This window comes from Wenyingzhuangia sp. IMCC45574, assembly GCF_054182685.1.
In genome coordinates this window covers 1,399,569-1,426,144 of the sequence record NZ_CM135169.1, presented here as the reverse complement: position 1 = coordinate 1,426,144, position 26,576 = coordinate 1,399,569, and the positions used below count along the sequence as shown (strand labels likewise).

Here is a 26,576-nt window from a genome sequence, read left to right as displayed (position 1 = left end):
AAATAAACTAACAATATATTTTTTAGTTAAAAGAATTAATTGTTTATTGCAGAATAGATTGTTGTTGCAGTCTTTTCACCTGAAAAGACCTAAAAACAACAGAGATACTTATTTTACGTAATTAACTATGAGTTTTGATTTAGAATACAACTCCGAAAGGAGTTCATTGATAATTCCTGAATACGGGAGACATGTCCAAAAATTGGTAGATCATTGTGTTGGATTAGAGGATGAAGAAGAAAAAGAAAAAATGGCCAATTCTATTATTGATGTCATGGGGAATCTACAGCCACACTTAAGAGATGTGCCAGACTTTAAGCACAAGTTGTGGGATCAGTTATTTATTATGTCTAGGTTTAGATTAGAAGTAAATTCTCCATATGAAAAATTAACAGAAGAGGAAACAAATGTAAAACCAGAGCGTTTAGAGTATCCAAAATCTGCTAGTAAGTATAAGTTTTATGGGAATAATATTCAGACCATGATTGATGTTGCGTTAAGTTGGGAAGATTCTGAATTAAAAGAGGCATTAATTTTGAATATTGCCAACCATATGAAAAAGTGCTACTTAAATTGGAATAAAGACACGGTAGAAGATAGTGTTATTTACGATCATTTAAATGAGCTTTCTAATGGAAAGATAGATTTAAGAAATTCGGAAGAAGAATTGTCGCATAGTACTACGTTGTTACGCAAAAGTAATTCTGGTAGAATGAACAATCAGAGTAAGAATAACAACAATAAGAACAATAATAGAAACAATAACAACAATAGAAACAACAACCGTAACCATAAAGGGCGTAAGTAAAAAACGAAACCAAACTAAAACTAGAAACTAAGAACTAAGCCATGGCAACATTTAAAGTAGAAGGGGGACACGAATTAAAAGGAGAAATCACACCTCAGGGGGCTAAAAACGAGGTGTTACAGATTTTATGTGCAGTGTTGTTAACTCCAGAAAAAGTAAAGGTATCTAACATTCCTAATATCATAGATGTAAACAAGTTGATTGCAATTCTAGGAGATATGGGGGTAAAGGTAAATCAGTTAGATGAGTTTACTTATGAGTTTCAGGCAGACGAAGTTAATATAGATTATTTAAGTTCTGATGCTTTTAAAGAAGATGGAAAAAAATTAAGAGGTTCTATTATGATTGTTGGGCCTTTATTAGCTCGTTTTGGTAAAGGGTTTATTCCTAAGCCTGGTGGAGATAAAATTGGTCGTAGAAGATTAGATACTCACTTTGAGGGTTTTATAAGCCTAGGAGCAAAGTTTAGATATAATAAAGAAGAGCATTTTTACGGAGTAGAGGCAGAGAGGTTACAAGGAACAGATATGTTGTTAGATGAAGCTTCTGTAACCGGAACTGCAAATATTGTAATGGCAGCTGTATTGGCTAAAGGAATAACTACTATTTACAATGCTGCTTGTGAGCCTTATTTACAGCAGTTGTGTAAGATGTTAAACCGAATGGGAGCTAAGATAACAGGTGTTGGTTCTAATTTATTAACTATTGAAGGTGTAGATTCTTTAGTAGGAACAGAGCACAGAGTATTGCCAGACATGATTGAGATTGGATCTTGGATTGGGATGGCAGCTATGACAAAGTCGGAACTTACCATTAAAGATGTTTCTTGGCCCGATTTAGGTCAGATTCCTAGAGTATTTAGAAAATTAGGAATTAAATTAGAGAAACGTGGGGACGATATTTATATTCCCAAGCAAGAGTCTTACGAGATAGAAAACTATATTGACGGTTCTTTATTAACTGTAGCAGATGCTCCATGGCCTGGTTTTACACCAGATTTATTGAGTATTGTATTGGTAATGGCTACTCAGGCAAAGGGAACAGTCTTAGTGCATCAAAAAATGTTCGAAAGTCGTCTGTTCTTTGTAGATAAGTTAATTGATATGGGGGCAAAGGTAATTTTATGTGATCCTCACAGAGCTACAGTTGTTGGAATGAATCACCAGTCAACTTTAAAAGCAACAACAATGACTTCTCCAGATATACGTGCTGGAGTTTCCTTACTAATTGCTGCTTTGTCTGCTAAAGGAACAAGTACTATTCATAATGTAGAACAAATAGATAGAGGGTATCAAAACATTGTAGAAAGATTACAAGCAGTTGGTGCTAAGATAGAGCGAATAGACTAAGAATAGTTTTAGAGATAAGAAGTTAGATATTAGACTTCACTAATAAAAAACGAGATTAAAATTTATTTTTTTGATCTCGTTTTTTTTATCCACGTTTTAAGATTGGCTTTGTTATATGATTGTAAAGTTGGATCTATGTCATTCTTTGATTGTATAAATACTAGTTTTGGCATTGAATATGCTATATAATATTAAAATTATAGATGGAATTATCAGTGCTTAAAAACAAAAAGGTAGGTTTGGCTTTAGGGGGTGGAGCGGTTTTAGGTGCAGCGCATATTGGTGTGTTAAAGGCGTTAGAAGAACGTGGTATTAAAATACAATACATTGCAGGAACAAGTATTGGTTCTTTGATTGCAAGCTTGTATGCTTTTGGAGTTCCTATAGCAAAGATTGAGGAAATTGCGGTGAATTTTACTTGGTTTGACATCACCAATATATCTTTATCTAAATTCGGATTGTTGTCCAATTCTAAGATGGAGAATTTAATTTCTAAATACATTCATCACAAAAACATTCAAGATTCAAAAATTCCTTTGTCTATGATTGCTACAGATATTTGCAATGGAGATAGGGTAGTGTTAAATAGAGGAGATATAAGTAGTGCAATTATGGCAAGTTCTTGTATTCCTGGTGTTTTTATTCCTGTAGAAATAGGAGGTAAGATGTTAGTAGATGGGGTAATTGCAGAAAATGTGCCCGTTACAGCAGTAAAAGAAATGGGGGCAGATTTTATAATAGCAGTGGATTTAAACCCTATTCATGTAGAAAAACAACCAACCAATATTGTAGATGTATTAATAAATAGTCTTCATTTTGGAATCCGACATATCGTGGAGAGTCAAATAAAAGAATCAGATATTATTATAGAACCAGATTTGTCTAAGTACAGTTTGTCTAGTACCAAAAATATAAAAGAGCTAATAGCGGAAGGTTATAAATCTGCTAATAGTGTTTTGGATACTTTGGAGTTGAATTAAAAAAGGGAAATCAAGCTTATTTGATTTCCCTTTTTTAATTTTTCTAATATATATGTATATCTAAAATTTGCTAGATTTATCTAATTTGATGTTGTCTAAAATAACCATCGCAGCTAATGCTTCAACAATAGGAATTGCTCTAGGCACTACACAAGGATCATGACGACCTTTACCCATCATTTTTACAATGTTTCCATCTTTGTCAATAGTTTCTTGTTCTTGAATAACGGTAGCAACAGGTTTAAAGGCTACTTTAAAGTAGATGTCCATTCCGTTACTAATTCCTCCTTGTATTCCTCCAGAGTAGTTTGTTTTTGTACTTCCGTCAGAATTAAAAATATCGTTATGTTCACTACCAATCATAGCAGCTCCTTCAAAACCACTTCCGTACTCAAAACCTTTTACAGCATTAATAGATAGCATGGCTTTTCCTAATTGCGCGTGTAGTTTGTCAAAAATTGGCTCTCCCAATCCTACAGGAACATTCTGGATAACACAAGTAACAGTACCACCAACAGTATCTCCTTGTTTTTTAATCTCTCCAATGTAGTCAATCATTTCCTGAGCTTTATCAGCATCAGGACAACGAGCAATGTTACTTTCTATAGCAGAAAAGTCTAATTCTTGATACGGTTTATCTAAGTGAATATTCCCTACAGAAGAAGTATATGCATGAATTTTGATTTCTGGAATAGCTTGTTTTGCTACAGCACCACCAACAACCCAATTAGCAGTTTCCCTAGCAGAAGTTCTACCTCCACCTGTGTAGTCTCTGTGCCCGTATTTCTTACTATAGGTATAGTCTGCATGAGAAGGACGATACTGATCCTTAATATGAGAGTAATCTTTAGACTTTTGATTTGTATTTACAATTCTAAAACCAATAGAAGTACCAGTAGTTTTACCTTCAAAAATTCCAGACATAAACTCTACTGTATCTGGCTCTTTACGTTGTGTAACAATTTTAGACTGCCCAGGTTTTCTTCTATCCAATTCTTTCTGAATTGCTTCAAAATCCAATTCAATTCCTGCAGGACATCCGTCAATTACTCCTCCAATTGCAGGTCCGTGAGATTCTCCAAATGTGGTAATGCTAAATAGCTTTCCAAATTTATTAGCCATAAAAAATAAAGTTTGCGCAAATTTAACGAAAACTTTTTGCTTGGCAGTATTTAAAGTTAAACATTGACTTGTTTAGAGAAACCATAATTTAATAGCCATTCCGCTAACAATCACTAAAAGAGCAACTCTAACAAATTTGTCTCCTTTTTTAACAGAGTATCTACTTGCAAACCAGGCACCCAGAGAGTTTCCAATAGCCATGGTCAAACCAAGTGTCCAATCTACTTTACCATTCATAATAAATACAAGTAGAGAGATTGTCATGTAAATAAATACTACGGTTACTTTTGTTGCGTTAGATTTTACCAGCGAAAATTTATTTAGATAAGGAAGTATTAATAACATAATAAATCCAACTCCTGCGTTTAGAAAACCTCCATAAAGGCCTATAAAAAAGAACGCTATCATTGAAAAAAACAAGTATTTACCTTTAGTTCGTTCTAGTTGTTTTTCTACTATTTTTTTTTGTTGCTTAAAGACAATTAGAAGTACAACAACAATCATTACTATAGAAAGAATCTTTTTAAAGGTTTCTCCATCTATATCTATGGCATATTTGGCTCCAATAAACGCACCTATAGAAGCAGGGATTGCAAGATAAATACTAAAAGGAAATGTGGTTACACCTTTACTTTTAAATCCTGCAACAGCGGTTCCTGTTTGTAAAAAGAGAGCAATTCTATTGGTACCGTTTGCAACAGATTCCGATAAACCCATAAAGATTAACATCGGCAAGGTTAAAAGAGAGCCACCTCCAGCCATTGTGTTTACAACTCCTGCTATAAATCCAACGCAAATCAATTGTAAAAGCTCAAAGTAAAATTCCATCTAAGTAGTTTTTCTAAATCAAAATTACGTTATTTAAATTCAGTAGTATCTTAAAAGCTTCTGTTTTAACAACTTGCTTTTTTTCGTTAAAAAAATGCAGAAAAAAGTTAGCAGAATTGTAAAAGAGTTATATATTTGCACTCGCAAACGAGAAATCGTATGTAGACTTTAGGAGAAATGGCAGAGTGGTCGAATGCGGCGGTCTTGAAAACCGTTGTCTGTAACAGGACCGGGGGTTCGAATCCCTCTTTCTCCGCGAAAAGCTTAAGGCTTTAATTAAAAACCACCAAGTATTACTTGAGTGGTTTTTTTGTTTTTAGGATTAAAGTGTTTGTGAAATAAGGAAGATGATGTATTGATAAAATACTTCCCTTTTTATTATAAAGAGACCTACAGCATTTGTTGTAGGTTTTTTTGTTTATAACGTTGTTTCGTATTTAGTTTACATTATATAGGTGCGTATTAGTAGATGATGAAAAAGGAGCAATTAGATAACTTTATAGTTTTACTCATTTTCTTAACTTTTTAGAAAAGAATTTTTAGACTGAGAAGTGAGTGTTGAAATTATCTTAAGTATGAAACGAAGTACTTTAAGAATGATTGATATATAATAGTGTATTATCTCGTTAGGGAGTTGTAGTACTATATATAGTAATAGTATTTAGTTTTATTGCTGAGGTTCTATATTTAGTAGGTGTTTTACTATAATGGCTGTCTATTATATATATAGTTGATCCGTTTTTTAGACAATTAAGGGTTTTTCAAAATATGTAGTAAATTTATTTTTCTGTAAATCAATGTGTTAAATATTTTTTCTGATTTTTTACAGTTTTTTGCTTGTTTAAGGGGAATAGTTGTGTATCTTTGCACCCGCAAACGCAGTAAGGCAAACGAGCTGAGTTAGCAAAGTTCATTAGCAGCGTAGGAGTTTTTAAGTTACAGATTATCATTAGAATAACTGGTTTTAGTTGTTTGATTAAGGTGTTAATTAAAGCTTAAGATTTTCTTAAAAAAAACTTGAAAAAAGTTTGTTTTAAGAAAGAAAAGATTCTTACATTTGCAGCCCGCTTCGGCGGAGTAACAAAAACCACTAAGTGGTTAAGTTCATTGAGAAATTTGAAATTGACAGCGCGAATTAAAGAGTAGATCGCATGGAAGATTGCTGAACTTGTTTCAGTGTCACCATAGATTTTTTTGAGCATCGAAATATAAAAATATAACGATGAAGAGTTTGATCCTGGCTCAGGATGAACGCTAGCGGCAGGCTTAACACATGCAAGTCGAGGGGTAACAGGGATAGCTTGCTATTTGCTGACGACCGGCGCACGGGTGCGTAACGCGTATAGAACCTACCTTAAACTGGAGAATACCCTTTGGAAACGAAGATTAATACTCCATAGTGTTATTGAATTGCATAATTTGATAATTAAAGATTTATTGGTTTAAGATGGCTATGCGTCTTATTAGCTAGATGGTAAGGTAACGGCTTACCATGGCAACGATAAGTAGGGGTCCTGAGAGGGAGATCCCCCACACTGGTACTGAGACACGGACCAGACTCCTACGGGAGGCAGCAGTGAGGAATATTGGTCAATGGAGGCAACTCTGAACCAGCCATGCCGCGTGAAGGATGACTGCCCTATGGGTTGTAAACTTCTTTTATAGAGGAAGAAACGCAGATACGTGTATTTGTTTGACGGTACTCTACGAATAAGCACCGGCTAACTCCGTGCCAGCAGCCGCGGTAATACGGAGGGTGCAAGCGTTATCCGGAATCATTGGGTTTAAAGGGTTCGTAGGCGGGCTGATCAGTCAGAGGTGAAATCCCATAGCTCAACTATGGCACTGCCTTTGATACTGTTAGTCTTGAGTCATATGGAAGTGGATAGAATATGTAGTGTAGCGGTGAAATGCATAGATATTACATAGAATACCGATTGCGAAGGCAGTCCACTACGTATGTACTGACGCTGATGAACGAAAGCGTGGGGAGCGAACGGGATTAGATACCCCGGTAGTCCACGCCGTAAACGTTGGACACTAGTTGTTGGAATTCTTCAGTGACTAAGCGAAAGTGATAAGTGTCCCACCTGGGGAGTACGGTCGCAAGATTGAAACTCAAAGGAATTGACGGGGGCCCGCACAAGCGGTGGAGCATGTGGTTTAATTCGATGATACGCGAGGAACCTTACCAGGGCTTAAATGTAGGATGCATTATTTAGAGATAGATATTTCTTCGGACTTCTTACAAGGTGCTGCATGGTTGTCGTCAGCTCGTGCCGTGAGGTGTCAGGTTAAGTCCTATAACGAGCGCAACCCCTATCGTTAGTTGCAAACAGGTAAAGCTGTGGACTCTAGCGAGACTGCCGGTGCAAACCGCGAGGAAGGTGGGGATGACGTCAAATCATCACGGCCCTTACGTCCTGGGCTACACACGTGCTACAATGGCAATGACAGCGAGCAGCCACTCAGCGATGAGGAGCGAATCTATAAACATTGTCACAGTTCGGATTGGAGTCTGCAACTCGACTCCATGAAGCTGGAATCGCTAGTAATCGCATATCAGCCATGATGCGGTGAATACGTTCCCGGGCCTTGTACACACCGCCCGTCAAGCCATGGAAGCTGGGAGTGCCTGAAGTCGGTCACCGCAAGGAGCCGCCTAGGGTAAAACTGGTAACTAGGGCTAAGTCGTAACAAGGTAGCCGTACCGGAAGGTGCGGCTGGAACACCTCCTTTCTAGAGAAAAAAAGGTGTTTAAAGAAGTTAGGTTTACTTTTTAATTGCTGTTAATTTTTAATGATATATAATACAATCACATAGAGTCTCGTAGCTCAGCTGGTTAGAGCGCTACACTGATAATGTAGAGGTCGGCAGTTCGAGTCTGCCCGAGACTACAACAAGCGAAGCTTGTCTAGTAAGACAGGTAGAGATAAAAAAAGACAACTTAGTTGTCAGATTGTATTAAAAAAGGAAATTCTAGAAGCAGATAATTACAAATTACGAATTAGTAATTACTAATGACTAACTACTAATTACTAACACTAGTATAAGGGGGATTAGCTCAGCTGGCTAGAGCGCTTGCCTTGCACGCAAGAGGTCATCGGTTCGACTCCGATATTCTCCACAATAATAGCTATAGGCTCTATGCCTTATGCTATAAGCTGCCAAGCCTAATGCGTATAGCATAAAGCTTACAGCGATTAAAGTTCATTGACATATTGATAAAAAATATTTAAGAGAAAAATATTTTACTTGAGTAGACATACAAATTTAGTAATTAGTATAGAGTACATAGTACAAAGTATTAATTACAAGAATTATAAAATAATTACAGTTTAACTGTAATAAATTAAAGACGCAAATAGGTACAATAAGCTAATTAAGGGTGTATGGCGGATGCCTAGGCTCTCAGAGGCGATGAAGGACGTGATAAGCTGCGATAAGCTTCGGTTAGGTGCACATAACTTTACCCGAAGATTTCCGAATGGGGCAACCCAGTATATTGAAGATATACTACCGAGAGGAGCAAACGTGGTGAACTGAAACATCTAAGTAACCATAGGAAGAGAAAATAATAATGATTTCGTTAGTAGTGGCGAGCGAACGCGAATTAGCCCAAACCTATTTTGTTACGGCAAAATAGGGGTTGTAGGACTGAGTCATCAAGAAACAATTGAACTAGAATCCTCTGGAAAGTGGAGCGATAAGGGTGATAGCCCCGTATAGGTAAGAGAAGTTATTGTATCAGATTCCTGAGTAGGGCGGGGCACGTGGAACCCTGTCTGAATCTGCCGGGACCATCCGGTAAGGCTAAATACTCCTGAGAGACCGATAGTGAACTAGTACCGTGAGGGAAAGGTGAAAAGAACCCTAAGTAAGGGAGTGAAATAGATCCTGAAACCGTACACCTACAAGCGGTCGGAGCCCTATGGGGTGACGGCGTGCCTTTTGCATAATGAGCCTACGAGTTACTTTATCTAGCAAGGTTAATGTATTCAGTACAGGAGCCGTAGCGAAAGCGAGTCTTAATAGGGCGTTTTAGTTAGGTTGAGTAGACGCGAAACCTGGTGATCTACCCATGGGCAGGTTGAAGCTCTGGTAACACAGAGTGGAGGACCGAACCCGTTGACGTTGAAAAGTCTTGGGATGACCTGTGGGTAGGGGTGAAAGGCCAATCAAACCAGGAAATAGCTCGTACTCCCCGAAATGCATTTAGGTGCAGCGTTGTGGTTAGTTATATAGAGGTAGAGCTACTGATTGGATGCGGGGGCTTCACCGCCTACCAATTCCTGACAAACTCCGAATGCTATATAATATACACAGCAGTGAGGGCATGGGTGCTAAGGTCCATGTCCGAGAGGGAAAGAACCCAGACCATCAGCTAAGGTCCCCAAATATATACTAAGTTGAATAAACGAGGTTTGACTGCCCAGACAGCTAGGATGTTGGCTTGGAAGCAGCCATTCATTTAAAGAGTGCGTAACAGCTCACTAGTCGAGCGGTCGAGCATGGATAATAATCGGGCATAAGTATATTACCGAAGCTATGGACGAAAGTGGTAGGGGAGCATTCTAGTTGTGTTGAAGGTGTATCGTAAGGTATGCTGGAACGGCTAGAAAAGAAAATGTAGGCATAAGTAACGATAAGGCGGGTGAGAAACCCGCCCTCCGAAAAACTAAGGTTTCCTCAGCGATGCTAATCAGCTGAGGGTTAGTCAGGGCCTAAGGCGAACCCGAATGGGGTAGTCGATGGACAACAGGTTAATATTCCTGTACCTGCACCCGTTAAAAGTGACGGATCTCCCAGATGCTTGCGTACTGACGGAAATGTACGCTGAGCCTAGACTTCGGTCGAAGCGAAAGTAAGTAAGAGGTTCCAAGAAAAGCGAGGGATGCAGCCTGTACCGTAAACCGACACAGGTAGTTGGGATGAGTATTCTAAGGAGCTCGAGTGATTCATGGCTAAGGAACTAGGCAAAATCGACCCGTAACTTCGGGAGAAGGGTCGCCCATCTTCGGATGGGCCGCAGTTAAAAGGTCCAGGCGACTGTTTATCAAAAACACAGGGCTCTGCTAAAACGAAAGTTGATGTATAGGGCCTGACACCTGCCCGGTGCTGGAAGGTTAAGTGGAGGGTTTAGCTTCGGCGACGATCTGAAATGAAGCCCCAGTAAACGGCGGCCGTAACTATAACGGTCCTAAGGTAGCGAAATTCCTTGTCGGGTAAGTTCCGACCTGCACGAATGGTGCAACGATCTGGACACTGTCTCAGCCATGAGCTCGGTGAAATTGTAGTATCGGTGAAGATGCCGATTACCCGCTACGGGACGAAAAGACCCCGTGAACCTTTACTATAGCTTAGTATTGGCTTTGGATAAGTAATGTGTAGGATAGGTGGGAGACTTCGATCATGCGTCGCTAGGCGTGTGTGAGTCATTGTTGAAATACCACCCTTTGCTTATCTAGAGTCTAACCCAGCGATGGGGACAGTGCTTGGTGGGTAGTTTGACTGGGGTGGTCGCCTCCAAAAGAGTAACGGAGGCTTCTAAAGGTACCCTCAGTACGCTTGGTAACCGTACGTAGAGTGCAATGGCATAAGGGTGCTTGACTGCGAGACTTACAAGTCGATCAGGTTGGAAACAAGAGCATAGTGATCCGGTGGTTCCGCATGGAAGGGCCATCGCTCAAAGGATAAAAGGTACTCCGGGGATAACAGGCTGATCTCCCCCAAGAGCTCACATCGACGGGGGGGTTTGGCACCTCGATGTCGGCTCGTCACATCCTGGGGCTGGAGAAGGTCCCAAGGGTTGGGCTGTTCGCCCATTAAAGTGGCACGCGAGCTGGGTTCAGAACGTCGTGAGACAGTTCGGTCTCTATCTGTAGCGGGCGTTAGAAATTTGCGTGGATTTGACTCTAGTACGAGAGGACCGAGTTGAACTAACCTCTGGTGTATCAGTTGTTCCGCCAGGAGCATTGCTGAGTAGCTACGTTGGGAAGGGATAAGCGCTGAAAGCATATAAGCGCGAAACCCACCACAAGATGAGATTTCTTTAAAGGGTGGTTGTAGATCACGACCTTGATAGGATACAGGTGTAAAGGTGGTAACATCATAGCCGAGTATTACTAATAACCCATAGGCTTATGTACCTTGCGGGCTTTAATAATTATGATTTAAATTTTAGTACAAAGTATTAAGTACATAGTACAAAGAAACTCAAGAAAAAATAGACATAAAATCTTAGATATTAGTTATCAATATGTACAACATAATTAATTACGAAATGATTAATTAGGAATTACGAATGCATTATATAATTCGTAATTTACTAAATCGTAATTTGTAATTGACAACCTTAAGGTGATTATTGCAATAGGGCTCACCTCTTCCCATCCCGAACAGAGAAGTTAAGCCTATTAGCGCAGATGGTACTACCACTGGTGGGAGAGTATGTCATCGCCTTTTTTTTATCCTGAAATAAATTCAGGATTTTTAAACCCTGAACCTAGTTCAGGGTTTTTTATTTTATAACAATCCTTCATTACATTAGTAGTGAAGGATTGTTTGTTTTAGATACTTTTTTACTGGATATAATATGAGTGAAGGAGTGAAGGAGTGAAGAAGTTGAGAAGTTGAGGAGTGAAGGAGTAAGAATCATGCTTTTTGGTTTGGGATTCTAATATCTAATAACTGATATCTAAAAGTCTAAAAAAGTGTTAGGGATAGCAACGGCATCCTTTTGGTGATAGAGCTTAGCTTGTTTAGATTAGAAGTAATGTTTTAAACAATGAGTAACCATTTAAAGAGAGAGTAACCTACACCAAAAGATATAGTGGATAGCCCGACCCTTGATTAAAAGGGGAACACCCAAAAACAATAAAGCCGAATCTATAAATTTAGAATTGAGATATAGGTTTTGAATTAACTTTGACTGAGCTTAGGCGTTGGAAGAATTTTTATTGAATAGTATTAATATCTTTTATGGTACTATACAGCTTTAGGTTTACTCTTTTTGGTGATTGAAAGTATGTGTGTACTATTGATTAGTGTCTGCTGATTTTGTACAAAACAATGATGTATATCTTAATTTATTAATACAGTTTTAGAAGCTTTTTCTACTTTGTTTGTGTGCTTTTAACTAACTTATAGAACTTTTTACTGTCTAGTATTCACCTCAACATCATTTTTTTTAGGATTTTAAGAGCTATTGAATATCTGGCAGTTAAGGATATAACTGATAAATGCTATTAATAATGCATAGACAAAAACTAAATATGACCTCTTTTTGAGTATTCCTTCTATTTATGAGAGTGGTTTTTACCTAAATTTACTTGTTGAAATATTTTTATATATTAATAATCCATCGTTAAAAATTAAAATAACACAGAATGAAATTAAAAGTACTATCTGCTACTTTGGTATTAGCAGCAATGTTTGTGGGGTGTAATCCAAAAGCATCAGAAGTAAAAGTTGTAAACGAAACTACTGACTGTGAAAAAGAGTTAGACTTATCTCCAGAAAAGTTAGACCGTTTTGGTATTACGAATAAGGAATATTTAAGTGCTGCTTCTAAAAGAGCCTTACAATGGAAATATATAGAGAATGATTGGTACCGAGAGTTTAAACCAATGCAGCCTTTAAAAGGTGATTTGGCTTATGAAGAGGGAGTGGTTCGTAGAGATCCATCTGCAGTAATTAAAGAAGATGGAAAGTACTATGTTTGGTATTCTAAAAGTACGGGTGTTACTGATGGATTTGAACATGCAGAAAACGGAAAAGTTTTTCCTTGGGATAGATGTGATATATGGTACGCTACTTCTAAAGATGGATGGACTTGGAAAGAAGAAGGTGTTGCTGTAAAGAGAGGAGAAAAAGGAGCTTATGATGATAGATCTGTTTTTACAGTTGAAATTATGAAGCATGAAGATATGTATTATTTGTGTTATCAGGTAGTAAAGCATCCTTATGTGAAGAGAGTAAAAAATACAGTTGGTTTGGCTTGGTCTAAATCGCCTAACGGACCTTGGACAAAAAGTAAGGAACCTATTTTAGCACCTGCAGACAATGGTGAGTGGTTAGGAGATGATGTTAATGACAGAAGATCTGTGGTTAAGAAAGGAGATTTTGATTCTCATAAAGTTCATGATCCTTGTATTATTCCTTTTAAAGGAAAGTTTTATTTGTATTATAAAGGAGAACAAATGGGAGAAGAAATCTTATTTGGAGGTCGTCAAATTCGTCATGGTGTTGCCATTGCTGACAATCCTAAAGGACCTTATGTAAAATCTAAGTACAATCCAATTTCTAATTCAGGACATGAAATTTGTGTTTGGCCAGTAAATGGAGGAATTGCTTCTTTAATTACTACAGACGGACCAGAAAGAAATACCATTCAATGGGCAGAAGATGGAGTTAATTTTGAAGTAAGAGGAGCTATTAAGGGGCAAAATATTGCACATGCAATTGGTTTAAACAGAACAATTGAAGTTTCTGAAGAAAACCCTTCGGCAGTTTTAGACTGGGGATTGTCTCACAAATACAATAGTTGGAATTACCAAAGTATTATGCGTTTTGAATCTTACAGAAAAAAATCTCATGATGCTAAAAAATTAGTAAAGAAAACAGGAAAGTAATAACAAAGCTTTTTTAATTTATTTTAAAGCATCCCTTATATAAGGGATGCTTTCTTTTTTGTTTAAATTATACATATATTTTTTGTTATTTTCACGGTAAATTAATCACTATACTTTTCAAATTATTAATAATGAAGTTTTGTAAACTCATTACTTACTTTCTTTTTTTTCTGTTGCTGAGTTCGCATGCTCAAAATTTAGAAAGAGGCTTGTTTTTTTCTGAAAACATGCATCTACTTTCTAAAGGAAGTGATAGGAATTTAAAGGCTATTGATAATGATATTGTTAGAGGAGAAGTAGTAACACTTTTATCTGACAAGGCAAATGCTTTTGAAATTGAAAACACTAAGAAGAGTGCACAGCTGAGTGTTACTTTTTGGTTTAAGCCTAAGGATTTAAATATTCATTCAGGTACGTTGTTTGGAGAGAAAGGCTTGTTTTATTTTAGGTATTTATCAAATCACGAACTGCAATTCAACCATTATTTAAGGCGAGATGTTAATACATTAGGTGTAGTTGCAGATGATGTTTGGCAGCACTTTGGTTTTACAATAGAGAAAGATAGTAGGTTAAAAGTATATTACAATGGAGACTGTATATTAACAGATTCTATAGCACCAAACTGGTGGGCACGCAATAGAGGTAATTTTATTATAGGTAAAGACAAGTATAATGTAGATGCAGCAGGTAGAATGGATGAGCTGCGTATTTGGAACAAAGTTTTGTCTGCCAAAGAGGTAAAAGAAGAATACGATAAAAGTCTTAAAGAACCCAATCTAAGTCATAAACTAGAAGTTTATTTGCCATTTAAGAAGGATTTTAAGGATTTATCTGTTATTCCTAAAGAATTAGTGAGCATAAGAAATGTAAAACTGGTAGAAGATGCTGAAAAAGGTAAAGTAGCTAGTTTTACATCTGATAGTTCTTTTGTTAAATTGAATGGTTTGTCGTTTAAAAATCAAATGACACTATCGCTATGGATTAAAACAACAAAAAGTAAATCTATTATAGGTTTATTAGGAAATAAAGATTTTTCATTTAGATATACCAATCAAAGGCAGCGCATGTTTTTTAGTGTGCCTATGGCATTTACCAATCGATCAGATTACAAAGGAAAATACAATGAAGATTGGGAGCATTTGGTCGCTGTGATTAATTACAATCACATAGCAAGATTTTATTTAAATGGAGAGTTTGTGGATTCAGTTCCTGTAGAAGCTAAATCAGAAGGTAAAGAAACCGAATTGATTATTGGGAAAAGTATATGGGGAGATCCGTTTATAGGAAAAATTTCCGAAGTTGCTATATGGAATAGAGTATTAAGTGCGAATGAAGTTAGAGATGTATATAAGGGAAGGTTAGAAAGTGATTTGTTATCCTACAAACAAACAACATCTAATTCTTTTAGTTGGATAATAGGAGGGATTTTGACTTTGTTAGTTTTGTTTTTGGTGTATTTTCTTATTGTAAAAAAGAATGTTATAATAAAAGAGGAAAACAAAACAGATACGGTTTTGTTTCCAAAAAGTAATGCTATTTATCTTTTGGATGGGTTTAGAGCTTTTGATGCCAAAGAGAATGACATCTCACATGAATTTACGCCTACTTTAATTCGTTTATTTTCATTAGTGTTATTGTATCCTATTGTTAAGAATAGAAATATAAGTTCGTCAGAATTGTCTGATATTTTATGGGAAAATGATACTACTGCCCAGCAAAAGAGTAATCGTAGTACCAATATGCACAGGTTACGAAAAATACTATCTCTAATAGAGGGGGTTACTATTGAATATGAGGATAGAAGATGGGAAATAAAGGTAGCGCACGCATTTATTGATGTTTTAATTTTACAGGATTCTACAACTGATAAAATTTTGGAGTATCCGTTTAAAAATTTACAGCTAAATAAAGTGTTAAAAATTGATAGTATGGATAAAATAATTATTCAAATTAACGATTTACACATTGAAAAGCTAAAAGCTTGTTGTGAGGAAAAAATGTTACTAAAGAATTGGGAAGTTATATCTAAAGCAGCATCGCTATGGTTGTCTTTAGATACCTTGTCAGAAGATGCTCTTAAATATAGAATAACGGCTTTAAGTAAGTTGAATAGGAAACAAACAGCCTTGAGTGTATATCAACATTTTTCTGGTAATTATGAGCAAATGTTAGGGGAGAAGTTTTTGATCTCTTTTGGGGATTGTTTGTTAGATTGATGTTATTTCTTTTTAGATCTAAGGAATATACTTTTCTAGATTTAGTGTTCTGTATCGTAAAAGAACAAAACACAAAATGATTGTGTTGATTTGTTTGTAGGAGTAAACATGTTATTCCATATCTAAAGTAAATGATGCAGTTAACCCAACAGAGAAGTTTCTTGGAAGTTTTTCCACACCAAATATGGCTCTTGAATGTTTTCCTTTTTCTTCAAGAATTTTCAAAAATAATTCCGAAGCTCCGTTAACAACTATGGGAGATTCGTCCCAATTTGATCCAGATTGAAAATAAGCATCGATATGGTTGAGTCCTAAAATTTTATGGAATCCTATTTTTTTATCTACTTGTGATAATACGTTTAAAGCACACAATTCCATTGCTTTAAATCCTTCTTCTGTAGAGATATCATTTCCTAAACGTCCTTGGTATTTAAAATCTTCATTTAAAATAGGAAACTGAATAGCAATGTAAGCAATATCTTTTCTAATATTTACCGATTCGTAACTTCCTCCAGGAGTAGATGTCTTAGGGAGCTCTAATCCTAGTTTTTTTAAATTTTGTTTTGGATTCACTTTTACTTTTTATTTAAAGGGATAACATATTTAAAAGTACTAAACTTTAAGCTAAGTATAAAAACAAAAAATAGATGATTACTGCCGTAACCTTTTAGGTAATAAAAAAACCGTTTCCTAATTAGGAAACGGTTTTTTGTACTCTCTTTACCTTACTAAGATAGAGAAAGAGAGTATTATTTTAAAATGATTTTGTTGGATCCATAAATTACATCAGCATTAGCAACTTTCATAAAATAAATTCCTGGCTGTAAACTTAAGTTTAACATCAAATCATTATTTCCTGTTTTAATATCTACAGGGTTGGTGTAAACCACTTTACCAGTAATATCAACTAACATAACAGAAGCTTTGGTATTGGCTGTGCTATAAAGACGAATATTTAAATAACCACTTGTGGTATTAGAGTAAGATAATATTCTATTCTCTAACTCAGCAATATTCGTGTTATTTGAATTTACATTGATATTGAAAGAATTGTCAAATGCAGTAGTTGTAGCGTTGCTTACGGTTACAGTTACTGTTCCAGTAGCTGCCCAACCACCAGCATCTGTAATGGTATAAGTAAAAGTATCAATTCCGCTAAACCCTGAAGCAGGTGTGTAATTTACCTTACCATTTACTACTTCTATAGTTCCATGATTATTACTAGCGGTAAATATTTTACCATTGGTTAATGTTAAAGGATGTCCGTAATGTGGTCCTCTTACTCCAAAACTATCATTAGCCGTAACATCAATAGGAGTTGCTACACTACCAATACCTACGTTTACAGTATCATCATTAGCAGTTAATACACCAGTGTCTATTACTACTTCTTGAACCGTTACGTTAACGGTTGCAGTTGATTGTACTCCGTTAGTGTCTTCTATGGTATAGGTAAATGTATCTGCACTTGTAAATCCATTTGTAGGTGTGTATGTAAGTAAAGTTCCCGATTGAGATACTGATTGACCAGCAGTAGTAGTAGCATCGTAAGCGATGATAGAGATTCCTACACCGGCATCATTTGCTAATACCTCAAAGTCGGTTGCTGTATCTTCATTTATGGTATAGTTATCTGTAACAGCGTTTGCATCTATTACAACAGTTCCACCAACAGTAATAGTTACAGTTGCAGATGAAGCAAATCCACCACCATCTGTAATAGTGTAATTAAATGTATCTGTACCTGTAAATCCATTGGCAGGCGTATAGTTAATTTTACCATTAACAACCGCTATAGCTCCATGGTTATTACTAGCAGAAATTGTTTTACCACCTGGTAAAGTTAATGGGTGACCTGGATGTGCTCCTCTTGTACCATAATTATCATTAGCAGTTACATCAATAGCCGTTACAGCACTGTTGGTTCCTACACTTACAGTATCATCATTGGCCGTTAATACACCAGTGTCTATTACTACTTCTTGAACTGTTACGTTAACGGTTGCAGTTGATTGTACTCCGTTGGTATCTTCTATAGTGTAGGTAAATGTATCTGCACCTGTAAATCCATTTGTAGGTGTGTATGTAAGTAAAGCTCCCGATTGAGATACTGATTGACCAGCAGTAGTAGTAGCATCGTAAGCGATGATAGAGATTCCTACACCAGCATCATTTGCTAATACTTCAAAGTTGGTTGCTGTATCTTCATTTATGGTATAGTTATCTGTAACAGCGTTTGCATCTATTACAACAGTTCCACCAACAGTAATAGTTACAGTTGCAGATGAAGCAAATCCTCCACCATCTGTAATAGTGTAATTAAAGGTATCTGTACCTGTAAATCCATTGGCAGGCGTATAGTTAATTTTACCATTAACAACGGCTATAGCTCCATGGTTATTACTAGCAGATATTGTTTTACCACCTGGTAAAGTTAATGGGTGACCTGGATGTGCTCCTCTTGTACCATAATTATCATTAGCAGTTACATCAATAGCTGTTACAGCACTGTTAGTTCCTACACTTACGGTATCATCATTAGCAGTTAATACGCCAGTGTCTATTACTACTTCTTGAACTGTTACGTTAACGGTTGCAGTTGATTGTACTCCGTTGGTATCTTCTATAGTATAGGTAAATGTATCTGTACCTGTAAATCCATTTGCAGGTGTGTATGTAAGTAAAGTTCCCAATTGAGATACTGATTGACCAGCAGTAGTAGTAGTATCGTAAGCGATGATAGAGATTCCTACACCAGCATCATTTGCTAATACTTCAAAGTTGGTTGCTGTATCTTCATTTATGGTATAGTTATCTATAACAGCGTTTGCATCTACTACAACAGTTCCACCTACAGTAATAGTTACAGTTGCAGATGAAGCAAATCCATATCCGTCGGTAAGTGTGTAATTAAAGGTATCTGTACCTGTAAATCCGTTTGCAGGTGTGTAGTCAATTTTACCATTAACAACAGCTATAGCACCATGGTTAGTACTAGCAGATATTGTTTTACCACCTGGTAAAGTTAAAGGATGACCAGGATGTGCACCATAAGGACCAAAGTCGTCATTAGCAATTACATCAATAGACGTAACAGCACTGTTTGTCGCTACAGAGATTACATCATTTACAGCATCTAAAGGTCTAGGACTAGCAGTAATATGTACTGTTGCAGTTACTTGAACACCTTCGTCATCTTCAATTGTATACGTAAAGCTGTCTTCACCAATAAAAAGATTTAGCGGTGTAAATGTAAGTTCGTTTGCATTACCTGTAATTGTATTTCCTTGAGTTGTTGTTGTATCAAAAGAAACAATAGTTGTATTAGCAGTATCGTTGTTCAATACATCTAAAACCGTTGGAGTGTTGTATGGAGTTGTAATAAAGTCTGTAGCAGCAAATGTTTCTGGCTCTATAGGCTCTATTTTTAAATAATCAATTACCATTGTGTGTACACCTGTCCAGTTAAAATTTCCTGCCCAAGGTAGTTGTCTAAATCCAAAGATAATTTCAGATTCTTTTTCCGCTACATTTGTAGTAATTGTTTCTTGTAACACACCATCAATAAAGAAGTCAATTCTATCTTCTCTCCAATCTATAGTATAGGTATGAAATTCATCGTCAATTAAAGAAATTTTTTCATTTTGGTCGTTTACAACAGCCTTCATGGTTCCTGTAAATGGTTGTCCTGAGTTTTCGTTGGCATTTCTCCAAGTATTAAACCTTGCATCTGTCCAACCTCCATTTTCTGGTAAAGTTTCATGTGATGGAGTAGCGCTATCGTCCGCTACAATTTCTATATCCACTTCATTAAATATAGAACCTTCTTGTTCGTAAGTAAAAAGGAAACCTACTAGACCACCGTCTGTAACAGCTCCTTTCATTCTTACTTCTAAACGGTGATTTTCTCCTGCTCCTCCAAACTCAAGAGTTTGGAATGGGTGAATCCAATCTAAGTCGTTACTTGTATCTGGGTCTACCTTTATATAGGCATAACCATCACCGGGAATAAATTTCTCCCAAGTATCCTGTGAGGGATGAATCTCGTTATGAAATGTCCAATAACTACCAGCGGGTATATTAGAGGGATATCCAGGGGAATTAAAATCTTCGAAATAAGTAACTGGGTTGGATTGAGCAAATGACTCAGTAGTTAATAATGTTGTAAAAAGAAGACTCAATAAGAAGTACTTCAGTGTTTTACAAACAAAAAAGAAAGTAGTTTTTTGTTTCATGGGTAATGGGGTTTAAAAAGACTTGAGTAATGCATACTCATTAATACATAGCTGATTTAACATGTGTTAAAATACAAATAAATTATTATTTATTGAATTATTTTAGATTATTCTCTGTTTTAAATGCGTGAAATTAATTGTGAAAATAGTTGTGAAGCTATGTTATATCTGTGTTTAACTGTTTGATTTAAATGTTTGTCTGTAGTGTGAAAGAATTGAAAATATGAACTTCTTTTTTTATTTTTTTTGAATTTAAGAGCTCTTTTGCTCTTTAAAATAGGGAGGATAATGATTTTTTGAACAATAGTTTTACACTTTAGTATGCTTTTTTTTGTTATGAATTGATAATTTATTTTGGTTGAATTAACGGGTTTGTCTATGTTGAAGGATTTGGAGATGTGTAGGTTACTTTATGTTCTTTAAAATTAGGATAGCTATTTGGGGTACTTTTAAAATAGTTGCTAAAAAAAACTCCCGCAGACATGACGATACTGTGAGAGTTTTGTTAGGGAGGTTTTATAATGTAGAAGAAGATGTTATTATTAAAGCAGAAGTACTATTATTTAAATAACCAATAATGTGTACAAGTTCAATTACCATGATGATAGGCCAATTATTTCTCCATTAGGTCCTTTAAAGAAAGTGTATTTATCTCTAGTATAGTGTTCGTTTTCTAGTTCGTAACCGTGTTTTTTTAACAAGTCTCCAATGGTTTTAATATTGTTTACTTTTAGCATAAAATGATTGTGGTTGGTGTTACCGATAGTCCCAATAGTGTCTTTATATTCGGGAGCTGTTACCGATAGGGAAATTTCTAAGTCGTTGGCTTTTAATTTTAAAACAAGCATTCCTTCTATTCCTTTACCATGTAGAACTTCTGCATCGTATAGTGTAAAACCAAGAATCTCTCTATAAAGGTGTAATGTTTTTTCTAGTTTTAACACATGTACATTAATGTATCTTAGTCCTGTTACTTTTGCTTTTTTTTCATTTGTAGGAGTATTTATCTCTTGACAAAAGGAAGGAAGTGTATTAAAAAGAATAAATACTATTAAAAGCATCTTTACAAGGTTTAAACGATTTTGTCTTTTTTTTTGCAATGGAATTAATTTAGGGTTCATAAAGTTTAAATTTAGGAATGGTTAAATTATAAGAAGAATTATAGTGGAACAAGGATAAAATAGCTAAAAAAGATGATTGTTAGTTTTTGTCTAGTAGATTATTCTAAGTTGGTAGCGTTAGTTGTTAATTTCAACAAAATTTAATTTTTTATGATGCGTTTAAATTTTAGTATTAAAATAGTTATAATTGGTGTTTTCTTTTTTGCTTCTTGTTCTTTGTTACGAGTACAAAAAAGTCATTGGGAAATTTTAGTAGACCAAGACTTAACAAATTGGGATGTTTATTTAAGTTATCAACACAAGGTAGGATACAATGGATTAAAGCCAAAAGACGAAAATGGAAAAGAGATTCCGCCAATAGGTTTAAATAAAAAAGGTTATGATGTATTTACTACAATTAAAATGGATGGTAGTACTGTAATAAGGAATACAGGTGCGTATTACGGATGTCTTATAACCAAAAAAGAATACGAGAATTATCATTTTCAATTAAAGTATAAATGGGGGAAGCAAAAATGGGCTTATAGAAAAAACTTATTAAAAGACTCTGGAATTTTATATCATTCAATAGGACCTATGGGGGTTGAATATTGGAGGTCTTGGATGTTATCTCAAGAATTTCAAATAATGGAGGGGCATACAGGAGATTTTTGGAGTCAAGCAAATTCAGCAATTTCTATTAGAGCTTATAAAGGAGAGGGGAATTTAAACCCTGTAGCACATGAAACACAGGAGTTTTTACCTTTTAGCATGACTAGTGTAAATGGAAACTATTGTATGCGAAGTAATAATTACGAGAAGCCAAGTAGCGAGTGGAATACCTTAGATTTATATTGCTATAAAGATAAAAGTATTCATATGGTGAATGGCAAGGTAGTCATGATATTAAAGAATTCTAGTTATACAACAAAAGAAGGAAGAAGTATTCCGCTAACCAAAGGTAAAATACAATTGCAAAGTGAAGCTGCAGAGGTTTTTTTTAAAGATGTTAGAATAAGACCCATACATAAATTACCTCTAGAAAAAGATGCATTGTTTTACAATGACTAGTGAACTTGTTGTAAAAAATGAACCTAGCCAACATAGCTAGGTTTTTAGCACTTTTATAGTTAATCTTTGTAGCGAGTATTGTTTTTAGATAATGCGACCAAGACTTTAAGAGCTTTGTCCGAGTCTTTTTTAGCAACAAAAATATGATCGTGGTAATATCCAGCAATTACATTACAGCTGATGCCATTATTTGCCAAGGCTGTTGAGAACATAGCCGTTAAACCCACTGCATTGAGAGAGGAGTGAATTGTAAGCGTAATCCAAGAGGCAATATATTCGTAGTCCAAATTTAATTGGTCTGCTTTTGTTTTCTCTATAATAATAGTAGTTCCCTCACTTTCTTTAAATTCACCTATAGTATCTTTTCGGTCAATTTTATTAATATCTTTTATTGTCGAAAACACATACTCGCCCTCTACTAGTTTAGGTGTCATTCCTTTTATTAATTCAGATAAGTTTGTTTCTCCAACCATTTGATGTTAACATATAGAGTTTGTATAATAGATATTTTGTGTTTGTTATTTTATTGATGTTGATTCAGCTTTGAATTTATCAATTTTAACCCGTCAATATTTCTATTTAAAACCTTTTGGACGTCTTCGTTTTTAATGTGCCCTAAAATACCCCAAGGCCCTTTATATCCTTCCTCTAATAATTGTTGAATCATTTTTAACTCAAAATCTCCCTTACCTATGGGTAATATTTTTGGTCCCTCCTTTTTTACACCATTTAAATTTACATAGGATAAATAGGGCATTATTTTTTTTACGATTTTAGGAAATTCATCTACATATTCATGAGCATGATGAAAATTGTACACAATAGAAATATCATCTTGATTTAATTTTTCTAAAACCTCTAATTGATTGTAAGGATTCCCAAACCAACCATGATGATTGTACAGTGCTAATTTACAACCTATTTCATCAGCTTTTAATTTGATCTGTTTGATCATCTTAGTAGCTACTTCTATAGACTCATTTTGATTGATATTTTTAAAAAAATTATGACTAAAACTTAACCATATAGTAGGTTTTGTATCAATTTCGGTTAAGTTGTTTAGCAATTCCTGATTCATTGAGCTTAATTTACCAATACTATCTCTGTTTGCATTTAACCATAGAAAAACAGAAGTTATTTGGAGATTGTTTTCTTTTGCGAGTCTAAATTCATCTTTCATTTTACTCAGGTCTCCTTTTCCTTTGTTATAGCCATATTTTGTGAATCCCATTTGTTTTAACATAGAAATTCGCTGTTTTGGTGTTCTATTCAAAGAATCAAAACCTATGATGCACCAAGGAGATACTTCGCGAATTTTAATGGACGGATTATTTTTTTTATTTGTACAAGCAAAAAGAAGTACTGAAAAAAAAGACGTAATGGCAAGGTGAAAAAGAGTTCTCATAGTTTTTGGCACTTGTTTTTAAAAGTACTGAACTTTGAGACAGGAACAAAGAGTTACTTAAAAGGGCTTTATGATGTGATGTTTTTCTTGTTTTTTACCTCAGTTCTTTGTTAGCCAATGTTTTTATTCACTAATTTCTAAGCTGAATTTAATTTCAGAATTAATTTTTTTCAATCTTTCGGTTAATTGTGAAAATATTGAAAATTTCGATTTTGATGATGTTGTAATTTTAAAAGATTTAATTTGATTTTTTACGTAACTAGTAATTCGTTTATCAAACATTTCATTTAATTCAACGCTTTCACCATTAAGCCAGATTTTATTTTCTCCGTCTATTTCAATTTTGATAGAGTTGTTATTTTCATTAGAACTCAATTTTTCGGTTGGAAAAACACTCGAAATATCTATTGATTTAAAGTTTTCAATTAATAATAAAACTTTCATTTTCTGTAGATAATTCTCAAAATCTTTTTCATCCAATAGAGTTAAGAGTTTTTCAGCTACTAACTTTGGCGAAATATTATTTTCATTATTCAATGATGAAAGTTCTTTTTTCAAGAGACTAGTTTTCGAGCTTTCGTCTTTTAGTAATTGCAAATTGATTTTTTCGCATTCTTCAATAGGTTGAATTTCCATTCCTTGAATTGAATCAATGAAATCATATCTATAGCTGATGTCTTTTTCGAGTAAAGCTACTTTTTTAAACAGGTCGTAATAAGACTTTCCAGAACTATTTTTAAGGAAGTTTTTTTCGATAAGAAAGCTTTCAATTTTTTTGATTTCAGTTTTCAATTTTTCGGCATTCTTTGATTTCTCAAAATAGCATTTACTTACTTGATTAAATTCTGATTGAGCACTTAAGTTTAAGCTTAATAAAAGTAAAGTTATGATTATACTTCGCAACATCAAATATTGGCTAACGGTTTAGCTATGCGCATTGTCCCGAAGGGCATTGCGTATAGGTGTTGTTGTGTGCAGGTTTTCTTTTTCTAAGTATCATATTCTCCGTTCCAAGGTTCAAAAAAAGCAATGGTCGAGCTTGGTTGAAGTTCAATTGATTCAGTCTCATCATCTGGTATCAATCCAAACTCAATTCCATCAATAATGGTTGAGAAGGGTTTCACTTCGATGTTTCTATAGTTGAGTTTTCCAAGAGGTTCTAATAAAATTTTCAGTCTTACACTAGATTGTCCCAGTTCTAACTCGCTCGTTTTACCAGCTAATACATGAAGGGTTTCAATATGGTTTCCATCACTATCAAAAAGGTAAACGATTGCGTATTCTAAACGTTTTTCCTGCCAATTTTCTCCCGAATATCCACTTGGGAAGACAAATGTTTCATATCCAAAAAAGAGTCGACCATCTTCCAGTTCACCTAAATAGTGAGTGTGATAATCTTCTTCTCTCATAATCGGTATTCTTTCTGGATGCCAATTTCTCATATCTGATTTTACTTGCACACAACGGCAGTCTGTCTCAGAACCACCTTTTTTTTCTTTAAAAGTACAGAATTCTACGATTTAACACTTTGGTTTTTGTAAAAAAAAGCTATTCCCATTAAAAAGTAAAAACCTTTATAGATCTCGCTTATTTCTCGAATTAAGAGTCTATATAAGCCCTTTAGAGTTAAAAAGAGTACATCTATTGCTTTCCACCCTAGTTTTATAAGTCTTTTTAGGTTATATGCTATTGTAATGAGTCCAAAGTCTGCACTAGCTCTTTTTCTTCCTTTTTTGGTTATAATATGATCATATCCCCATTGCCTTTTTATAGTGCCATACGGATGCTCTACCAATGCTTGTCTTTTCTTGTACATATCAGGGTGTCTCTCTACGTTTTTGGCATTGATTTCTGTGTACTGAGTATACTCAGTACGTTGTACAATTTTACCATTCTTAGCCGTTGTACATTGGCTACGAACTATACAATTTTTACAAGCACTTGTTCTGTATTGTTTGAATTTATAATTCCTAGAAGCATACCAATTTCCATTGGTGTTGAGTTCGTTTTTTTGCGGACAAGTATAAGAATCTTTAAGGTGGTTATAAACAAAGTTTTCAGCATTGTATTCAGGGTTTGGAGCTTGAGATTTTCTACCAATATTAGGAATGGCAACCAATGTTTTGATTCCCAAATCAGAAGACCCTTTTAATAGCTTTTGGATTGTCTTTTCTAAAACGAGAGATGGTATTATGATCAGGTTTTAAATTCCCCATGAGCCAAAAGAGTTCTATGTTTCTTTTACATTCAATTTCTAATTGTCTAGAAGAACGTATTCTGTTCATATACCCATAGATATATAGTTTTAACAAATCTGCGGGATCATAGGGAGGTCTTCCTTGTGTTTGTAAAGGATTAAAACCTAATGAACTCATATCTAAAGAATCTACAAAATTATCTATAATACGAACAGAGTTTTCCAAAGGAATCATATCGTCTAGACAAGTAGTAAATAATGTAATCTGTGTACGAGGTTGTTTTTGAAGATACTGCATACTTAAAGATAAGTAATATCTAATAGTTTTGAGACAGTCTGACGGGTTTGTATAGGCTGGATTTTTGGTAAAAGGACAGAGCCCTCTCGGTTATAGCCTATTTTTTTTATAAAAGTAGTGAACTAAAAATTAGTAACAAAGCCAAAAATCGAGCCTATGCAGTGTTGTCTTTTGGTTTTTCGCTGCTACTGTTTTTTAAGTATCTACTGAATTATTTACGGAGCTACGTTTAATTTTCAACATTGTCGCTGTTTTTTCAAGTACGTAGCCACTAAAAGATTCACGTTGTTACTTTTAATTCAGCGTTGCTACGATTTTTCAAACAAGGCTACTT

Annotated in this window: 16 protein-coding genes, 3 tRNA genes, 3 rRNA genes and 1 pseudogene; 12 read left to right on the top strand and 11 right to left on the bottom strand. The window is 35.1% G+C overall.

Translation table 11 applies throughout. The features are described 5' to 3' along the window. Nucleotides 1-127 precede the first annotated feature (127 nt). The 3 genes from ACXHHC_RS06030 (at nt 128) to ACXHHC_RS06020 (ending at nt 3,137) form a co-directional block, all read left to right on the top strand. Nucleotides 128-808: a DUF4290 domain-containing protein gene (locus ACXHHC_RS06030; protein WP_458228737.1), complete on the top strand. Its 681-nt coding sequence runs from the start codon at nt 128-130 to the stop codon at nt 806-808. 41 nt (nt 809-849) lie between these two features. Beyond that, on the top strand, nt 850-2,157 hold the full coding sequence (gene murA, locus ACXHHC_RS06025) for a UDP-N-acetylglucosamine 1-carboxyvinyltransferase (protein ID WP_458228736.1): 1,308 nt from the start codon (nt 850-852) through the stop codon (nt 2,155-2,157). A gap of 203 nt (nt 2,158-2,360) precedes the next feature. After that, entirely contained in the window at nt 2,361-3,137 is a 777-nt protein-coding gene (locus tag ACXHHC_RS06020) for a patatin-like phospholipase family protein (protein ID WP_458228735.1), read from the top strand. 60 nt (nt 3,138-3,197) lie between these two features. Here the strand turns inward: ACXHHC_RS06020 and aroC are convergent, their stop codons facing one another. Then, on the bottom strand, nt 3,198-4,259 hold the full coding sequence (aroC, locus tag ACXHHC_RS06015) for a chorismate synthase (protein WP_458228734.1): 1,062 nt from the start codon (nt 4,257-4,259) through the stop codon (nt 3,198-3,200). A gap of 72 nt (nt 4,260-4,331) precedes the next feature. Then, the gene (locus tag ACXHHC_RS06010) at nt 4,332-5,087 is read right to left on the bottom strand and encodes a sulfite exporter TauE/SafE family protein (RefSeq protein ID WP_458228733.1); all 756 of its coding nucleotides are present in this window, start codon (nt 5,085-5,087) and stop codon (nt 4,332-4,334) included. Nucleotides 5,088-5,258: 171 nt separating this feature from the next. Between ACXHHC_RS06010 and ACXHHC_RS06005 the strand changes: the two genes are divergently transcribed. From ACXHHC_RS06005 to ACXHHC_RS05970, 8 genes are all read left to right on the top strand, one after another. Then, nucleotides 5,259-5,343 (top strand) — tRNA-Ser (locus ACXHHC_RS06005). A 963-nt stretch (nt 5,344-6,306) separates the two neighbouring features. Next, nucleotides 6,307-7,826: ribosomal RNA gene (locus tag ACXHHC_RS06000) — 16S ribosomal RNA — on the top strand. Between the two features lie 84 nt (nt 7,827-7,910). Next, nucleotides 7,911-7,984, top strand: a tRNA-Ile gene (locus ACXHHC_RS05995). Between the two features lie 156 nt (nt 7,985-8,140). After that, nucleotides 8,141-8,214: transfer RNA gene (locus ACXHHC_RS05990), tRNA-Ala, on the top strand. Between the two features lie 244 nt (nt 8,215-8,458). Further along, a 23S ribosomal RNA gene (locus ACXHHC_RS05985) occupies nt 8,459-11,236 on the top strand. A 207-nt stretch (nt 11,237-11,443) separates the two neighbouring features. Beyond that, nucleotides 11,444-11,552 (top strand): 5S ribosomal RNA (gene rrf / locus ACXHHC_RS05980). Together the 16S, 23S and 5S rRNA genes with 2 tRNA genes alongside form the textbook arrangement of a ribosomal RNA operon. 923 nt (nt 11,553-12,475) lie before the next feature. Further along, nucleotides 12,476-13,720 (top strand): glycoside hydrolase family 117 protein, encoded by a 1,245-nt coding sequence (locus ACXHHC_RS05975; RefSeq protein ID WP_458228732.1) that lies wholly within the window; start codon nt 12,476-12,478, stop codon nt 13,718-13,720. 227 nt (nt 13,721-13,947) lie between these two features. Then, nucleotides 13,948-15,936 (top strand): LamG domain-containing protein, encoded by a 1,989-nt coding sequence (locus ACXHHC_RS05970; protein WP_458228731.1) that lies wholly within the window; start codon nt 13,948-13,950, stop codon nt 15,934-15,936. Between the two features lie 111 nt (nt 15,937-16,047). Here the strand turns inward: ACXHHC_RS05970 and ACXHHC_RS05965 are convergent, their stop codons facing one another. The 3 genes from ACXHHC_RS05965 to ACXHHC_RS05955 form a co-directional block, all read right to left on the bottom strand. Then, a complete protein-coding gene (locus tag ACXHHC_RS05965; RefSeq protein ID WP_458228730.1) occupies nt 16,048-16,509 on the bottom strand; it encodes a RidA family protein in 462 nt (153 codons plus the stop codon). A gap of 176 nt (nt 16,510-16,685) precedes the next feature. Next, a complete protein-coding gene (locus ACXHHC_RS05960; RefSeq protein WP_458228729.1) occupies nt 16,686-20,171 on the bottom strand; it encodes an Ig-like domain-containing protein in 3,486 nt (1,161 codons plus the stop codon). A 593-nt stretch (nt 20,172-20,764) separates the two neighbouring features. Continuing rightward, a complete protein-coding gene (locus ACXHHC_RS05955; protein ID WP_458228728.1) occupies nt 20,765-21,292 on the bottom strand; it encodes a VOC family protein in 528 nt (175 codons plus the stop codon). A 150-nt stretch (nt 21,293-21,442) separates the two neighbouring features. Here ACXHHC_RS05955 and ACXHHC_RS05950 point away from each other — a divergent pair, with 150 nt between their 5' ends. Beyond that, nucleotides 21,443-22,342 carry a 3-keto-disaccharide hydrolase gene (locus ACXHHC_RS05950; protein ID WP_458228727.1) on the top strand — a complete coding sequence of 300 codons (900 nt, stop codon included), beginning with the start codon at nt 21,443-21,445 and terminating at the stop codon, nt 22,340-22,342. A gap of 59 nt (nt 22,343-22,401) precedes the next feature. Here ACXHHC_RS05950 and ACXHHC_RS05945 read toward each other — a convergent pair whose 3' ends face one another. The 6 genes and pseudogenes from ACXHHC_RS05945 to ACXHHC_RS05920 form a co-directional block, all read right to left on the bottom strand. After that, complete coding sequence (locus ACXHHC_RS05945) at nt 22,402-22,815, bottom strand: ACT domain-containing protein (RefSeq protein ID WP_458228726.1); 414 nt, start codon at nt 22,813-22,815, stop codon at nt 22,402-22,404. Nucleotides 22,816-22,865: 50 nt separating this feature from the next. Further along, nucleotides 22,866-23,747, bottom strand: a complete 882-nt coding sequence (locus ACXHHC_RS05940) for a sugar phosphate isomerase/epimerase family protein (RefSeq protein WP_458228725.1) — start codon at nt 23,745-23,747, stop codon at nt 22,866-22,868. Nucleotides 23,748-23,870: 123 nt separating this feature from the next. Beyond that, entirely contained in the window at nt 23,871-24,539 is a 669-nt protein-coding gene (locus ACXHHC_RS05935; protein WP_458228724.1) for a hypothetical protein, read from the bottom strand. 197 nt (nt 24,540-24,736) lie between these two features. Continuing rightward, entirely contained in the window at nt 24,737-25,156 is a 420-nt protein-coding gene (locus tag ACXHHC_RS05930; RefSeq protein WP_458228723.1) for a hypothetical protein, read from the bottom strand. Between the two features lie 104 nt (nt 25,157-25,260). Continuing rightward, nucleotides 25,261-25,881 (bottom strand): transposase, encoded by a 621-nt coding sequence (locus ACXHHC_RS05925; protein WP_458228722.1) that lies wholly within the window; start codon nt 25,879-25,881, stop codon nt 25,261-25,263. Between the two features lie 7 nt (nt 25,882-25,888). Continuing rightward, nucleotides 25,889-26,146 (bottom strand): annotated as a pseudogene (locus ACXHHC_RS05920) (transposase); the annotation flags it as partial. Nucleotides 26,147-26,576: the final 430 nt, after the last annotated feature.